This window comes from Nostoc sp. JL33 (assembly GCF_017114985.1).
Taxonomy (GTDB): Bacteria; Cyanobacteriota; Cyanobacteriia; order Cyanobacteriales; family Nostocaceae; genus Nostoc.
The window spans coordinates 136,297-151,345 of sequence record NZ_JABXKP010000026.1 but is presented as its reverse complement, the minus strand read 5'-3'; the positions used below and the strand labels follow the sequence as shown (position 1 = coordinate 151,345).

Below are 15,049 nucleotides of genomic sequence, written 5' to 3'. Positions count from 1 at the left end.
CCCCACTCCCCACTCCCCACTCCCCACTCCCCACTCCCCACTCCCCACTCCCCAATGATTTTACTAAATCCCGGCCCCGTCAATTTGAGCGATCGCGTCAGAAATGCCCTCTTGCGTCCCGATTTGTGTCACCGTGAGGTGGAATTTTCCCAACTTCAAAGCAGAATCCGCGAACAATTACTTCAAGTTTATGGTCTTGGAAGCCATCGCTGGGCAGCAGTTCTCCTCACCGGTTCTGGTACCGCAGCGATGGAAGCAATGATCAGCAGTCTAGTACCCACAGACGGGAAATTGCTGGTAATTGAAAATGGTGTATATGGCGAACGACTATCCAAAATTGCTAAAATCCACGGCATTGATTACATCACACTTTCCCATCCTTGGGATGCCGAAATAGATATCAACGCTTTAGTCAAACTTTTAGATGAAAACGCCGATATTACTCACCTTGCTGTCGTCCATCACGAAACTACTACCGGTCGCCTAAATAATTTGGTGGAACTTGCCCCTATTTGTCAAGAACGCCGCATCAAACTATTAGTAGATGCAGTCAGCAGCTTTGGTGCTGAGGAACTAAATTTTGAAGCATGGGGAATCACCGCTTGCGCTGCGACAGCCAATAAATGTCTGCATGGCGTCCCCGGAGTATCCTTTGTGATCGTGCGACGGGATGCACTGCCGTCATTAGACACAATCCCCCGCACCTTATATTTAGATTTAGGAACCTATTGCCAGCAGCAAGACCGAGGCGGCACACCTTTTACACAATCAGTACAGACATTTTATGCTTTAACAGAAGCTTTGCAAGAAATGGCAGAAGCAGGAGGTTGGCGTGTCAGACACAGCCATTACAACCAACTTGCCAGCTTAGTCAGAGACGGGTTAGCCTCAATCGGAATTAAACCTCTACTTCCTCTTGGCAGTTCATCCGTTGTCTTGAATGCCTACTATTTGCCAGACGGTTTCAGCTATGAAGAATTTCACGACCAACTCAAAGCACAGGATTATATCATATATTCTGGACAGGGAAATTTAGCTCAATCTATCTTCCGAGTCTCGACAATGGGAGCTATTACCCATGCTGATATGGAACGCTTTGTTGTTGTTGTTAAACAAATATCAAAATAGAATTCAGGAGTCAGGAATCAGAATTCAGCATAAATTAGAGTGGGACTGTCGGGTAGTGCCATAATACTCGGAACCCCAAAGAGCCAAAGCTACGCTTTGTCTCCCCTCCCCGCTTGCGGGGAGGGGTTGGGGGTGGGGTTCTTTTATTATGGGTAATTTGGCGGACATGATATGGCTTCTAAATTCTTCTTCAACAATTACGAAGTATTTTAACAGGGCATCAAAGCATTAACTCTCCCCAGTACTGCCATATCTTCTTCATCTAACTCCGTCGGAATACCACTGCGAATCAATTCCGAAAAGTCTTCATTGGGAACCATAACAGTCAACGTGTACAAGCGAGTAGAACCAGTATTTTTAATCAAATGAGTACCAGTGGGAGGCACTAATAAACTATCTCCAGCTTTGATCGTGGCACTCTTGCCGTCACACATGGCGATCGCTTCCCCTTTGAGGACGAAAAACATCTCCACCGCCCACTGATGGCGATTTGGGGGTGTTTGTCCACCAACATCAAAAATTTCTATGCAGCAAGTCAAGGAAGTATTAGCATTTGTGGAATCGAAGATAATTGCTAATCGATTAGAGTCGTTGGGACTGATGCGATATACTTGGTAATCTTTGGGAGATTTGATAACCGGAATTACACAACTAGTAGCGGACATTTATTTATTCCCTCTGAAGTTATCGATGGGTATGAAAGTTCCTAAAATCCAAGTCTTGAATCACAGAATTTTAGATTTTAAATTTTTGATTTTGGATTGAATAATTCAAAATTGTCTGAGAGCAAGCGAATTTAAACGCGAGAAAAAATCTAAAATTATTGAGCGAAGAAAGAGCATTCATGCATGGGATCAATCTAAAATCTAAAATCCAAAATCCACAATTGATTCACTCCTCACTCTTTTGCAGCGCTATTAAAATCTCTTGCGAGTCAGTGACAAAACCGAAGCATTGTTTGACATTGTACAATGTCGCCAGCCAACAATATTCAGGAGAAGTGGTAGCGGTACAGTCTTTAACTAATACGCAGTCATATCCTAAGAAGTTGGCATCACATAAGGTGGTTAGCACACATTGATCAGCATTAACACCAGCAAAAAATAATGTAGTCCTTCCGAGATTTCGCAAGATACTATCTAAGGGCGTATCCCAAAACCCACTCATGCGGTATTTATCCACACGAATATCTTCGGGAATCTGTTCTAGTCCGTCTACTACTGCTGCTGCCCAACTACCTGCCATGAGTACTCTAGCACCATTGCTTGGCAGTGGATCGCCCAATCCTACACCCTCCCCTGTAGGATTATAGACGTGGCGCGAACCAGCACTAATATTGAGCAAGTCGGGACGATTTCCCCAATTTACCCAAATGACTGGAACACCAACCTCACGCAGTTCTGGAAGTAAGTTGTTCAAAGGTTCAATAGGCTGACGCGCCGGACTTACGTCCACGCCGATATGCGCTAACCAGCCATCAGGGTGACAGAAGTCGTTTTGCATATCAATGACGAGGATAGCAGTTTTTGCCAAGTCTAGGCGCAGGGTTTTAGTTTCTGTTGATAAAATAACGGGTTGTGGGGTCTTTTGAAGACGAGTGATATCTGCGATCGCATCATTCACTGTCCACGCATTTGGTGCAACTCCCAATGTCCGTAATGGTAAATTCATAAAATCGCAATACCCAACACCATTTTCTATTTTGTAACTTGAATTCAGTCGAGAATACAATTACTTAATCAAGGTTAAATATGCTAGATTTCACCATCCAGAATGTTTTGATTGCCGTCCGTGATGATTATGCAACGGTAGATGTACAGATTGTAAATGGTGCGTTAGCGAAGCTCGCCGGAGGCATCGCAGCCATTGCCCCTAATCTAGAAGTAATCGGCACTGCGATCGATGGTAAAAATAAGCTACTGCTACCTGGATTTTTCAACGCCCACACCCACTCCTCAGAGATGTGGCAACGAGGGATCATGTCAGTTTTCCCTTTAGAATTATGGTTGGCGGAACTGTATGATTTTGCCCCCCTCGATCCCGAACAGGTTTATTTGAGCGCTTTGGGTACTGCGGTGGAAACCCTACTTTCTGGTGGGACGAGTGTAGTAGATCATCTGGTGTTAATTCCCGGACTTGAGTTAGAAACGATCGCCATTGCAACTCGCGCTTACAGAGAAGTGGGAATTTGTGCCTTTATCGCCCCCTTAATTCAAGATGAATCCCTCACCGCAGGTATGCCATCTGGGGAATCAGCCCAAACCCATGAACCTTATTTTCGCACAAGAGCGGCAACATTGGAAATCATCGAAGAGGCGGTGAGACAGTTTCATCGTCCAGATGAGGGTGTAAATATTTTAGTTGCACCAACAGGGATACAATTGTGTACTGATGCTTTATTTGAAGGATGTATCCAGTTAAGCGATCGCTATAATCTTTGTCGTCACTCCCATTTACTCGAAACCAAAGCACAGGAAAAACTCGCCCAACAAAAGTACGGTTGTACTGCTGTAGAACATTTGAAAAGAATCGGGTTTTTGAGCGATCGCACTTCTCTAGCCCATTGTGTTTGGTTAAATGATGCTGATATCGCCATTCTCGCCGAAAGTGAATCTACAGTTGTTCATAATCCCCTAAGTAATCTGCGTTTAGGTAGTGGCATCGCCCCTATTTTAAAATATCGCCAAGCTGGAGTAAATGTAACTTTTGGTTGTGATGGTGCTTCAAGTAATGACTCGCAAGATTTACTAGAAGCCATCAAAATTGGTTCTATCTTACATAATGTTACAGACTCAGATTATCAACACTGGATTACACCCCGACAAGCAGTAGAAATGGCATCTTTGGGAGGTGCAAAAGGACTGAATATAGCAGATAAGCTCGGTTCATTAACCGTGGGCAAACAAGCAGATTTGGTACTTTATGACCTGACCAATTTATCATTATTACCCCGTACAGATCCGATTGGCTTATTAGTCTTAGGTCGTCCCACGAATGTTGTTAATAGTGCTTGGGTAAATGGTAAGCAAATTGTTGCTGATGGCAAAGTTACCACAATTAATGTTAACGATTTGCGGCAAGAATTATTTAACCGCAGTCAATGGGAGACAAAGCGTAAGTCTGAAACCGTCGCGCAAATTGAAGCACATTATCGCACAGTCATGGGGTTGTGAAACACAATTCAAAATTCACCCATTCTTGCATTAAAGACATTTTGCCTACGGCAAGCCAGGGATTTCCAACAAATAAATTACTACTAAGCTGTTCCACATTTAACTTGCTCCCATTAGGGCGGGCTTTCCGGCCCACCCCACAAGAGTTAGGTTTAATTAGGTTATGCAATTTAGATGTTTTTCAGCTTACTTGTGAGGTGGGCGTCTCGCCCGCCCATAGCCAAAGGCGCTCGTGTCGCCCACCCCACAACACAATCAGTAAGTATTTTTTATTTATTTTTGAATGTTTGAATTGTTATCAGTCCGTAAACTCCTCCCAAGGTGTGAAAATGCGGTTTTGGAGTCCAAATAGCTGTTTAAACTTTTTATGCCCCCCTACCGGATTGAAATTTTTAGAGAATACATGGTCTACTGAGAAACTAAACCCTTAAATAATTTGGCTGGAAAGGACACTTAAATATGAACACAGTAGCGTTCAGGGATATTTCGTCCTTCGGCTGGCTGCACTGGATAATACAGCCGCACTTGGCTATGCATATTCCAGATGGCTTCTTGAAGTTACCCGTTATCCTTGTCACCTGGATAATTGCCATCGGTTTAATTGCAGTAGCGATTAAGCGATCGCAGGCAGAATACCAAGAACGAGCTGTACCTTTAATGGGGGTTTGTGCAGCATTTATCTTTGCAGCACAAATGATAAATTTTCCGATTCCTGGCGGCACTTCTGGACACCTTTTGGGCGGAACCCTAGCCGGAGCTTTATTAGGGCCGTGGGCTGGATCACTAGTGATGGTGAGTGTGTTCATCGTGCAGGGTGTTCTGTTTCAGGATGGTGGACTGACGGTATTAGGAGCGAATATCTTTAACATGGGATTAATCGGTACATTTGGCGGTTATTATCTCTATCGCACAGTTAGATTTGCTACAGGGCGCGATACCTTGCGAGGAGTGGTAATTGGGGCAGCGATCGCAGCTTGGACAAGCGTGGTGGTAGCTTCAGTTGTGTGTGCCTTAGAACTTGCTTTGTCGGGAACGATTCCTCTAGCGGTGGCTTTGACAGCTATGGCTTCTTGGCACGTCGTAATTGGCATTGGCGAGGCGCTGATTACTGTAGCAGCACTGAGTTTTATTTGGCGGACTCGACCAGACTTATTTTATGATCCGCCCCGTCAGACTAAATCATCTGCGTCTCGTCCCATCTCCCGGTATTAAAACGTATTTATGGAATCACGACTGAATGCTTATGAGTAGCAACCTCTCGCAATCGCGCAACCGGGCTTTTGTCATCGCTGGCTTAGGTATTGCTCTGCTGATTGCAATTTTCCTTTCGCCACTGGCTAGCAAAAATCCAGATGGACTAAATAGAGTCTCAAAAGACCTGAAGTTTGACAGCAAAGAATTAGAACAGAAACCCGCTCAGAAATTACCCTTTTACAGCATTTTTGATCAGTATGCTCTCAGAGGTGTACCATCTGCGATCGCCACACCATTGGCTGGCTTAGTGGGAACTTTAGTAACTTTTGGTTTAGCTTGGGGTATTGGCAAATTAGTTGTGCGTGGATCTACTTCACCTTCCACAGAGGATGATGCTTATTCAGACTCAGATGCTCCAGATTAAATACAGATAGGAACTTAACTGAATGCTGCTACACGTTGGGGCATTTGTGCTGGATGTCGATAGCAAACAAGCTACTCCCTGGCACAAACTCGCTCCCCGTACCCGGATACTGTGTACATTGTTGTTCGTGTTTGCCATTGTCCTAACGCCAGATGGGCATTGGTGGACTTGGGCTTTTTATGGATTAGCTCTCTTTAGTCTGATATTACTGAGTCGAGTCACCCTACTAGTACTAGCGAAACGGTTGGCAGTAGAATTTACATTTATTGGTGTCGTTCTCCTGGGTACTTTGTTTCGGGGTGGCGGCGAGGTGTTATGGTCTTGGGGGCCATTACAGATTACGACAGTCGGGCTAACTATCTTGGGTAGTGTGACGATTAAGGCATTACTATCACTGTTGATACTGAACTTACTGACTTTAACAACTTCGGTAACGGCACTGCTTCACGCCCTGCTGCAACTGAGAACTCCACCACTATTGGTAGCAATTCTGGCATCTATGTATCGCTACATCAGCGTGTTAATTGGCGAGTTTAACGCTATGCGTCGAGCAGCCGAGTCCCGAAACCTGATGACTAACAACCGCTCTATCCGTTTAATTTTTGGCAATATGATTGGAGCGCTGTTTATTCGCACTTATGACCGGGGAAATGTGGTTTATCAGGCGATGCTATCACGGGGTTATCAAGGAGTACCACCAATGATGGAAAAAGTTTCCTCAGGGGGACGATCTGACGTTGTGGCTTTGAGTATAACTATAATTTGGGCGCTGTTTGGTCAGGCTATTTACTGGCGGAAATAACATTTTTTTACGTTGTCTTAATGCATCATAATCCAATATCAATTCAAAATCTTAGCTATACCTACCCTGATGGGACTCAAGCTTTGAGGGAGATTAATTTGTCTATCAAAGCAACTGAGCGAGTCGCATTAATTGGAGCCAATGGTTCAGGAAAATCTACGTTGCTGTTACATCTCAATGGAATTCTTATGCCTCAGTCGGGACAGATCACGATTGGAGAATGTGCTTTAACTGTTGAGAATTTGCGAAACATTCGGAATTTTGTCGGGTTGGTATTCCAGAATCCAGATAATCAGTTATTTATGCCAACAGTTTGGGAAGATGTTGCTTTTGGGCCGATGAATCTGGGTTTACAAGGTGAGGAATTAGAAGAGCGAGTTCTACAAGCGATGGCAGCAGTTGATATTGATCCCCAATGGTATGGGCAACGGTATACGGATAATTTATCTGGAGGTGAAAAGAAACGGATTGCGATCGCGGGAGTTTTGGCAATGAACCCACAGATATTAGTATTTGATGAACCCTCAGCTCAATTAGATCCCCGTTCTCGTCGTCAATTCATTGAGTTGCTGCAAAGCTTACCTCTGACGCAACTGATTGCAACCCACGATTTAGATTTAGCTTTGGATTTGTGCGATCGCACTGTTGTTCTCAGTCAAGGTCAGATCGTGTATGATGGCGAAACTGAGAAGGTAATGACCAACCTAGAGTTTTTGCTTGGGCACGCTTTAGAGTCACCACTAAGCTATAGTCGCCCCTACTGTCTGCTGGAACATGCACCTGTGAGATCATCTCAATACAGTCACAATCAGTAATTACTTAAACATCCTGAAGAGGAGTTGCATATTGAGATAGTAAAGCCAATACGGTTCGGTTAAGGTACACAGTACTTAATGATCCCCCTTAGTCCCCCTTAAAAAGAGGGAAGCCTGCTGATAAATACAAGGAACTGCGTCGCCGACTCAAAAAAACAGTCAAGTTGGCTGAAGATAGTCTGCGGTTTTACCCTCTCTCAGGCCATACTTTAGAACAGGTGGAATGTTGGGGTGTGGGCCCACCTGTTACAGAATTTCCAGGTTCGCTAATTATTTAGATTGGTTGCGAGGGGGTCTGGAAATCGCTGAAATGCTGATTGTATCGTTGACCCCCTCGCCGCCTTGTCTTGTAAGGGTTTCAAGGATTTTTTTGACCGATGTTTTTGATTTTGCTGTCTCAAATTCTCATCCCCTCGCAAACTGCCTCTAGACTCTTGGCTAGATAAGGGTTTAAAATCGGGGAGTCTCCACTCGCTGGAGAAACTAATTGAATGGAAACAACAAAGGTATCTACTTTTAAGGATTGGTAGAAAGGTAAAGTAAGTCTCCACTCGCTGGAGAAACTAATTGGATGGAAACTTAAGCATTCTGCACCATCCATACTAAAAAACCTAGTATCTGATCTATTGGAGGTAGTGGGTAATCCGTCAAGTCGATTTCTACTATTTGTTCTACTAACTTGAGGAATCGCCACTGGGTTCCGTTTGTGATGCTCCCATACATGGCTGATGTGGGATTTCCCTTGAATTCATTAAATCGCTGGGCGGCCACCATTTCAGCAATGCATTGGCCTATTCCAGCATTTAAATCACCTCTTTTCGCCTCTACAATTACTACCGTAGGCGCTTCAATTTCTAGTAATTCAGGAGAACGGCTAATTAAAAAATCGCATCGGCCATTTAATCCAACTGTTGCATCTACTGTAAAATCTTGACCAGAGAAAAGGCTGATTTTGCGTTCTAATATGCGACGAACCTCTACCAGTACAGGGCTAATTATTAACTCAGAACGGGCTTTCTCATTGCCTGTTGCTACTGCCAAAGGGAGGTTTTCATTGAGTGATTCTTGTAAGTTGGAACTAGGGCTAATTGGCTCTATCTGTGGTAAAAAACGATCGCCCTCACGAGTAGAAATGCCAAAAGCACTCTTTACCTTGCCAAGTGTAAATTCGTTATATGCCATTTTGGCTCCCTTGCAAAAACAGCCGACCTTTAAATCATTCTAAGTTAAAGAAGTCGGAAGTTGGAAGTACAGTTTTGTAACGGAGATAAAGACAAGAGCCACAAAACTTACGGCTTCTCTTGTAGCCGGGGACTTAAACCCACTGAAGTTTGTTAATTGCAGAACTTACGCAAACAATAGCTGAAAAGAATGATTTTTAGGTAGGGGCAATACCCTGCGGGAAACTAAAGCTATATGAATTGCCGCTACCGCGTGTAGTTTTGCGTAAGTCCTAAATTCAATGGAAACATATCGCGGTGTAGTTCAAGTGTTTTAAATTGGGTGTCTCCACTTGCTGGAGAACATATATAAAGAACTTGCCCTCTCAGCAGGGCTTTTTTGTTACTTTAGCTTAACTGACTGCGAAACTTACTAATACTAATAGTTAATAACACAACAGCAAAGGCAACTAAAACTAAAACATTCATCCACAGTACATCTAAACCAACGCCTTTGAGCAAAATACCTCGAACGATCGCAATATAATGGCGCAGGGGATTCAGTAAGGATAGGACTTGAAAGAAGGGAGGCATAGCTTCAATCGGTGCGATCGCCCCAGAAGTTTGTACCATTGGTAAATTAATAAAGAAAGATGTCAGGACTACCTGTTGTTGGGAACTACTCACAGTTGCTAACATAATTCCCAGGCTAATCCCGACAAATACATACATACTTGATAGGGCAAAAAATAGCAGAAAATTACCTCGAAATGGTACATGAAATATTACTGTTGCTAAAGTGATAGCTAATAAGACATCTCCCATTAATAAAAATGCTAAAGGGACTATTTTCGATAGTAATATTTGCCAGTTAGCAGCCGGAGTCATTAATAATTGTTCTAAAGTTCCCGTATCTTTTTCCCGGACAACAGTAATTGCTGATACTAATGTGCCAATTAATGTTAAAACTAAACCCATAACTCCTGGTACAAAAAACCAACTACTCGTCAGTCCGGGATTGTAAAGAAATACAACTTGAGGTGAGACTGGGGGGCTTGCTTTACCTTGGGTTAATTGCAGATTATATTGCTGGATAATTTGATTCATATAATTTCCCGCAATCCCGGCTGTATTAGCATTTACAGCATCGATAAATACTTGGATTTCTGCGGATTTTTGTGCCAGTTGACGCGGAAATTCGGGAGGAATTATTACTCCGACATCTAGCTTTCCTTCTTCTACCTGACGACTCAATACTTTTTCACTGTTTGGTACAGATTCTAAAGTGAAAATTTGATTTGATGTCATGGCTGAAACTAACTCTCGACTGGCGCTGACGTTGGCATAGTCGATAACACCTAATCGTAAGTTATGAACATCAGGATTCAGGATAAAGCCATACAGTAATAATTGGACTGTCGGCGGGATAATTAACAAAACAATTAATTGCTTATTGCGGAGAATTTGATTAATTTCTTTCCGCACTAATGCCCAGAATGGACTATCAAATAGTCGCTGAATAAGTTTCATAATTTTACTGTTTAACGAACCGCAGAGGCGCAGAGAACACAGAGAGGTTAATTTGGTAATTGCATTCGACTTAAAACTCGGCGTGATACATTGAAAAACACTAATCCCAAAGCTGCAAGCATCAGTAAATCAAACCAAACTCCGGCAAATCCTGTACCGCGCACGAAGGCATCACGAGTGATATCAATGTAATAACGCGCCGGAATTACGTTAGGTAGTAGTGATAAGGGGAAAGGAATATTGTTGAGGGGATAAATAAAACCTGAGAGTAATAAGGATGTGATAAACCCTACGAGGGAAACGCCTTGTACAGCAGCATTTTGGTTACTGCTACGGACTCCTAAAAGTAACCCGAAAAGAACGCTATCTGTCAGGAATAGTAATGTGCCAAGTAGTAATGTTATGGGGTTGCCAACTATGCCAAGATGGAAAATGATTGAGCCTAATATCATAACTATTAATGCCTCGGCGATAGCAATTAATACGTATGCTAATCCTTTACCAAGTAATAGTTCAGTGGCACTAATATTAGAAGTGTAAACTTGTAAAATTGTACCTTTTTCTTTTTCCCGTACCATTGCGATCGCAGACAGCAATGAAGGAAAAATCCACAGTACAACGCCGTAAGTTCCTGGTACAATATACAGCGATTCTAATCTACCAGGATTAAACCATAAACGCATTCGTGCTGTAATACTATTAGTAGCAGGTATCAGTCCATGCTCTTGCATGAAAAAGTTTGTGACTCTCTGAATACTATTTTTAATTACACGGGCATTGTTAACATCAGTTGCATCAATTAATACTTGCACATTTGTACTTCTTCCTGCTTGAATATCGCGGCTAAATTCCGGCGGAATAATTACAGCCGCTTTGGCGATTCCTTTATCTATTGCATCGCGTGTGGGATTGCCACCAGACCATTGTTTAGGCACAAATTGATTAGTGGCATACAATCGTTCAATATAGCTGCTACTTAGGTTTGTGCGGTTGAAATCTTGTACTATTAGGGGAATATTTTTACTTTCTAATCTAATAGCGAAACCAAAAATTAATAGGGTGATAAATGGTAATAAAAATGCTAGTGCCAACGTCAGGCGATCGCGGCGAAATTGGGCTATTTCTTTCACACATTGAGCAAAAATTCTTTTCATATAGTAATCCGCTTTGATTATTGAACTGACTTGCTTAGGCTGGGAGTAGGGAATAGGGAGTAGGGAGTAGGGAATAAGCCTTTTCAATTAGTACTTAATTTGTTCAAAAATCAAATAATAGTCCTATATATATTAAGTAAACTTTCTCCCCACTCCCCACTCCCCACTCAATTCCTATCCTTGCGATCGCTGTACTATACCAATAAAAGCATCTTCTAAAGAAAAAGGAATGGGACGTAAAGAATTGATGGTAATTTGATTAGCTTCTAAAAGTTGAGTTAGTTGATTTATCTCCTGTTCGGGATGATCGAGAACAACATGTAAACTATCAGCAAAAATTGAGACGCGCCAAGACTCGAAGTGTTCTTTGAGTATATTGGAAGCTACTTGGTTTTGATTAACAATGATTTCTATTAGTTGTCCCGGTTGCGAGGCTTTAACAGAACTTGGGGAACCTTCAGCAACAGTTTCTCCTGCAACCATAAAACTCATGCGGTTGCACTGTTCAGCTTCTTCTAAATAGTGCGTCGTCACTAAAATAGCTGTACCATTGTGGGCGAAGTCATTAATCAGCTTCCAAAACTGACGACGCGCTAACGGATCTACCCCCGATGTTGGTTCGTCTAAAAATAAAATATCTGGTTCGTGCATTACGCAAGCACCGAAAGCAACTCGCTGTTTCCAACCTCCAGGTAGCTGCCCAGTAATCATATTTGTTTGTCCTTCTAAGCCACAGGTAGCAATTACCCAATCAATTTTTTCTCGTCGGAGTTTGCGGGGTACGCCGTAAACTCCGCTATAAAATTCTAAATTTTGCAGAATAGTTAAATCGTCGTAGAGGGTGAATTTTTGACTCATATAACCAATGCGTCGCCGTAAGTCTGCACTCCGCAGATTTCCGGTTTCACCACCCAAGGAAATTTCACCGCCGCTTGCTTCTAATAATCCACACAGCATTTTAATTGTGGTGGTTTTGCCAGCACCGTTAGCACCTAATAACCCAAAGATTTCGCCGTAGCGTATTTCGACGTTGACATCTTTAACGGCTTGGAACTTGCCAAAGATCCGGCTGAGGTTGTGGGCATAGATGGCTACTTTTTTAGTCTCTCCCTGTCCTCTTTTGCGAAAACGAGGAAATGGGAAAAATTGCGGTACGGAACCTTGTTGTCGCAGGCGCGTGACAAAGACGTTTTCTAATGTGGGTTCACCATGCTCGATACTGGGAGAAGGTAACTGATGTTGTTGCAGTAGTTCGCGCACTTGGATTTCGCCGGAATTTATATCTTTGACGAGGACATCCAAGCGATCGCCAAAACTTTGCACATCTACTATATTTGTTTGGGTAGTCTGGGAGAGTATTTCTTCTGTCGCTTGCAGATTTGCTGTTCGCACTTCTAAGCGATGCAAGCCTAAGTTAGCCCGTAAGTCTGCGGGTGTGCCAATTTCATGAATTTGCCCACCGTACATCAAAGCCACGCGATGACAGCGTTCAGCTTCGTCTAAATATGGTGTCGCGACTACAATTGTCATCCCCTCGGCTGACAACTGGGCTAGCACATCCCAAAATTCCCGGCGGGAAACTGGATCAACACCCGTGGTAGGTTCATCTAGTAACAAAACTTCTGGTTGAGAAACCAAAGCACAACATAGCGCCAGCTTTTGTTTCATCCCACCAGAAAGTTGTCCCACCAAGCGATCGCTAAATCGCTCTAAATTCATTAATTTTAAATATTTATTGCGACGTTTTTCTAATAAATCGTCTGCTACTTGCCGCAACCCTGCTGCATAACGCAAGTTTTCATCAATGCTCAAATCCAAATACAGCGAAAACTGTTGGGTGAGATAACCTGTGATTAATCGGGCATCTCGTGCAGGTTGATTAAATATTTGTACGTCTCCCGCCGTTGCTTCCATCACACCGCCCAAAATGTGAAAGGTGCTAGTTTTTCCCGCACCGTCAGGGCCAATTAATCCAAACATTTCCCCTTTTTTGACACTGAAATCAATTCCCCGTACAGCAGCTAAGTTTCCATAGTGCTTGTGCAAACCATGAACTTTAATTGCTGTGGTTGGCAGACTAGATGATTGCGGTGAGTTTGGAGTAACTACTGTTCTTTGCTGTTGCATCATTTAGCCTTTTAGCTTGAGAAAGTGGTGGAGAATTGAGGGTGGAGAATTGAGGGTGGAAATTTAAACGCAGAGGGGCGCGGAGGGAAGCGCAGAGGTACGCGGATAATTTGCGAGGAATTAATGAAATGTTGGACTAAGTAAATATTTGCTTTGTTGTTCTTTTATCTGCTTTCTGTTTTCAGCTTGATTTCGGCATCTGCTGGCATCCCCATTTTGGCGCAGGGTAAATCTGATTTAGTGTAAGGATTTTCGGGGTTAAAGCAGTTATCAGGATTTTGAACTTTGATCCGAATTCCTATTACTTGTCTGACTCGATCTTTTTGAAAGTAAATATTCTCTGGTGTAAATGAAGCTTGCGGATCGATGGCAATTACTTTACCTTCTAATGGTTTATCTGGTGCAGAATCAATCAAGATTTTCGTTGTTTGTCCTAGACGCACTCTGCCAATATCGCCTTCGGGAATAAAACCTCTAAAATACAATGTCTTGGGATCAACAATTGTCAAAATATTAGTCTGACTGCTAACTATTGCACCTGGTTCGACACTCCGGGCACTCACTACTCCATCTAAGGGACTAACTACATTTAAATCTTTTTTGGAGTCTGCAATCTGGGTGAGGATTTGCTGATTTGATGCTTGGGCATCTTTGACTTTTGCACCGGCAGAGTTAACTTTCGCCTGTGCAGATTTAAGTTGAGCATCACTTTGCTGCTGCTTTCTGACTAATGCTGTTAACTGGGCGTTGCGAATATCAGGATTGAAACCTGTAGTTTTAACTTGAGTTAACGCCCCTGAGGTAGCACTTAACTGTTGACGTTCGGCATTAACTGCTGCAACTCGTGCTTCTAGGGTTGCGATCGCAGTCTCAAGGGTGGTTTGTGCTTGATCGAATTGTTGTTGATTTATCGCCCCTTCTTTTACCAATTGGGCATAGCGATCGCGGTTGATTTTTGCTAAATTAACTTCTGCTGCCGCCTGTTTAACTTGCGCTTGTGCTTGCACTAATGTGGCTCTGGCTGCTGCTACATTTGCTCGTGCTTGCTCAATTCTTCCTTGGGTATCCCCTTGCGACTGCCGAAAATTCAGTTTGGCTTCGTTAATTTGGCTGTTAATTTCTTGAATTTCTCTGACGACTTGCTCGACATCTGAAATTGCCTGCTGTTGATCATACTTAGCAGATGTCACCCTCGCTTGGGCACCAAGTAGTTGCTGTTGCAGCAATTGATCGTCTGTGCTGTCTAGCTTAACTAACTCTTGCCCCTTTTTAACTGCTGCCCCTTCCCGCACGACAATTGACTCAATTCTTCCAGAACGCTTGATCCCAATCTCGGTTTCATAACCCTCAATCCGTCCGCTAACTTGCAGTATATTCACTGATCCTTGCGGTTGACTGCGCCACACAGCGTAGCCAATGCCACCCACCACCAGCAGCGCCCCTATCAGTAAAAGGATCGGTTTCTTGCGGCGTTGCTGCTTCGATACTGGGGCATCTTTAAGATTTTCCGGGGATGTCGGGATAGTCTGAGTCATGGTAGCA

The 15,049-nt window shown here is 43.2% G+C and carries 13 protein-coding genes; 6 read left to right on the top strand and 7 right to left on the bottom strand.

Annotated elements, in window-relative coordinates:
* Window positions 1-54 precede the first annotated feature (54 nt).
* On the top strand, window positions 55-1,128 hold the full coding sequence (locus HWQ23_RS06600; protein ID WP_292825299.1) for a 2-aminoethylphosphonate aminotransferase: 1,074 nt from the start codon (window positions 55-57) through the stop codon (window positions 1,126-1,128).
* Between the two features lie 209 nt (window positions 1,129-1,337).
* On the opposite strand, the gene HWQ23_RS06595 is transcribed toward HWQ23_RS06600, so the two are convergent.
* Window positions 1,338-1,793: a cupin domain-containing protein gene (locus HWQ23_RS06595; protein ID WP_292825278.1), complete on the bottom strand. Its 456-nt coding sequence runs from the start codon at window positions 1,791-1,793 to the stop codon at window positions 1,338-1,340.
* Between the two features lie 226 nt (window positions 1,794-2,019).
* Window positions 2,020-2,799: a cysteine hydrolase family protein gene (locus HWQ23_RS06590; RefSeq protein ID WP_292825275.1), complete on the bottom strand. Its 780-nt coding sequence runs from the start codon at window positions 2,797-2,799 to the stop codon at window positions 2,020-2,022.
* Between the two features lie 80 nt (window positions 2,800-2,879).
* Between HWQ23_RS06590 and HWQ23_RS06585 the strand changes: the two genes are divergently transcribed.
* The 5 genes from HWQ23_RS06585 to HWQ23_RS06565 all read left to right on the top strand — a co-directional run bounded on the left by HWQ23_RS06585 (window position 2,880) and on the right by HWQ23_RS06565 (window position 7,536).
* Window positions 2,880-4,301: an amidohydrolase gene (locus HWQ23_RS06585; RefSeq protein ID WP_292825272.1), complete on the top strand. Its 1,422-nt coding sequence runs from the start codon at window positions 2,880-2,882 to the stop codon at window positions 4,299-4,301.
* 459 nt (window positions 4,302-4,760) lie between these two features.
* Window positions 4,761-5,513 carry a cobalt transporter CbiM gene (gene cbiM / locus HWQ23_RS06580; RefSeq protein WP_292825269.1) on the top strand — a complete coding sequence of 251 codons (753 nt, stop codon included), beginning with the start codon at window positions 4,761-4,763 and terminating at the stop codon, window positions 5,511-5,513.
* Window positions 5,514-5,544: 31 nt separating this feature from the next.
* Complete coding sequence (locus HWQ23_RS06575) at window positions 5,545-5,919, top strand: PDGLE domain-containing protein (RefSeq protein WP_292825266.1); 375 nt, start codon at window positions 5,545-5,547, stop codon at window positions 5,917-5,919.
* A gap of 22 nt (window positions 5,920-5,941) precedes the next feature.
* A complete protein-coding gene (gene cbiQ, locus HWQ23_RS06570; protein ID WP_292825263.1) occupies window positions 5,942-6,721 on the top strand; it encodes a cobalt ECF transporter T component CbiQ in 780 nt (259 codons plus the stop codon).
* Between the two features lie 20 nt (window positions 6,722-6,741).
* The gene (locus tag HWQ23_RS06565; protein ID WP_292825260.1) at window positions 6,742-7,536 is read left to right on the top strand and encodes an energy-coupling factor ABC transporter ATP-binding protein; all 795 of its coding nucleotides are present in this window, start codon (window positions 6,742-6,744) and stop codon (window positions 7,534-7,536) included.
* 579 nt (window positions 7,537-8,115) lie between these two features.
* Here the strand turns inward: HWQ23_RS06565 and HWQ23_RS06560 are convergent.
* The 5 genes from HWQ23_RS06560 to HWQ23_RS06540 form a co-directional block, all read right to left on the bottom strand.
* Window positions 8,116-8,718 carry a hypothetical protein gene (locus tag HWQ23_RS06560; RefSeq protein WP_292825257.1) on the bottom strand — a complete coding sequence of 201 codons (603 nt, stop codon included), beginning with the start codon at window positions 8,716-8,718 and terminating at the stop codon, window positions 8,116-8,118.
* Between the two features lie 386 nt (window positions 8,719-9,104).
* Complete coding sequence (locus HWQ23_RS06555) at window positions 9,105-10,226, bottom strand: ABC transporter permease (protein ID WP_292825254.1); 1,122 nt, start codon at window positions 10,224-10,226, stop codon at window positions 9,105-9,107.
* 47 nt (window positions 10,227-10,273) lie between these two features.
* Window positions 10,274-11,380 (bottom strand): ABC transporter permease, encoded by a 1,107-nt coding sequence (locus HWQ23_RS06550; RefSeq protein ID WP_292825251.1) that lies wholly within the window; start codon window positions 11,378-11,380, stop codon window positions 10,274-10,276.
* 174 nt (window positions 11,381-11,554) lie between these two features.
* Entirely contained in the window at window positions 11,555-13,507 is a 1,953-nt protein-coding gene (locus tag HWQ23_RS06545; protein ID WP_365740662.1) for an ATP-binding cassette domain-containing protein, read from the bottom strand.
* Window positions 13,508-13,671: 164 nt separating this feature from the next.
* Complete coding sequence (locus HWQ23_RS06540; protein ID WP_292825245.1) at window positions 13,672-15,042, bottom strand: HlyD family secretion protein; 1,371 nt, start codon at window positions 15,040-15,042, stop codon at window positions 13,672-13,674.
* Window positions 15,043-15,049: the final 7 nt, after the last annotated feature.

Bases quoted from the DNA above. Each gene is read 5' to 3' on its own strand.
- HWQ23_RS06555 (WP_292825254.1), bottom strand. From the start codon at position 10,226: ATGAAACTTATTCAGCGACTATTTGATAGTCCATTCTGGGCATTAGTG.
- cbiM (WP_292825269.1), top strand. From the start codon at position 4,761: ATGAACACAGTAGCGTTCAGGGATATTTCGTCCTTCGGCTGGCTGCAC.
- HWQ23_RS06545 (WP_365740662.1), bottom strand. From the start codon at position 13,507: ATGCAACAGCAAAGAACAGTAGTTACTCCAAACTCACCGCAATCATCT.
- HWQ23_RS06590 (WP_292825275.1), bottom strand. From the start codon at position 2,799: ATGAATTTACCATTACGGACATTGGGAGTTGCACCAAATGCGTGGACA.
- HWQ23_RS06595 (WP_292825278.1), bottom strand. From the start codon at position 1,793: ATGTCCGCTACTAGTTGTGTAATTCCGGTTATCAAATCTCCCAAAGAT.
- HWQ23_RS06565 (WP_292825260.1), top strand. From the start codon at position 6,742: ATGCATCATAATCCAATATCAATTCAAAATCTTAGCTATACCTACCCT.
- HWQ23_RS06560 (WP_292825257.1), bottom strand. From the start codon at position 8,718: ATGGCATATAACGAATTTACACTTGGCAAGGTAAAGAGTGCTTTTGGC.
- cbiQ (WP_292825263.1), top strand. From the start codon at position 5,942: ATGCTGCTACACGTTGGGGCATTTGTGCTGGATGTCGATAGCAAACAA.
- HWQ23_RS06550 (WP_292825251.1), bottom strand. From the start codon at position 11,380: ATGAAAAGAATTTTTGCTCAATGTGTGAAAGAAATAGCCCAATTTCGC.
- HWQ23_RS06585 (WP_292825272.1), top strand. From the start codon at position 2,880: ATGCTAGATTTCACCATCCAGAATGTTTTGATTGCCGTCCGTGATGAT.
- HWQ23_RS06600 (WP_292825299.1), top strand. From the start codon at position 55: ATGATTTTACTAAATCCCGGCCCCGTCAATTTGAGCGATCGCGTCAGA.
- HWQ23_RS06540 (WP_292825245.1), bottom strand. From the start codon at position 15,042: ATGACTCAGACTATCCCGACATCCCCGGAAAATCTTAAAGATGCCCCA.
- HWQ23_RS06575 (WP_292825266.1), top strand. From the start codon at position 5,545: ATGAGTAGCAACCTCTCGCAATCGCGCAACCGGGCTTTTGTCATCGCT.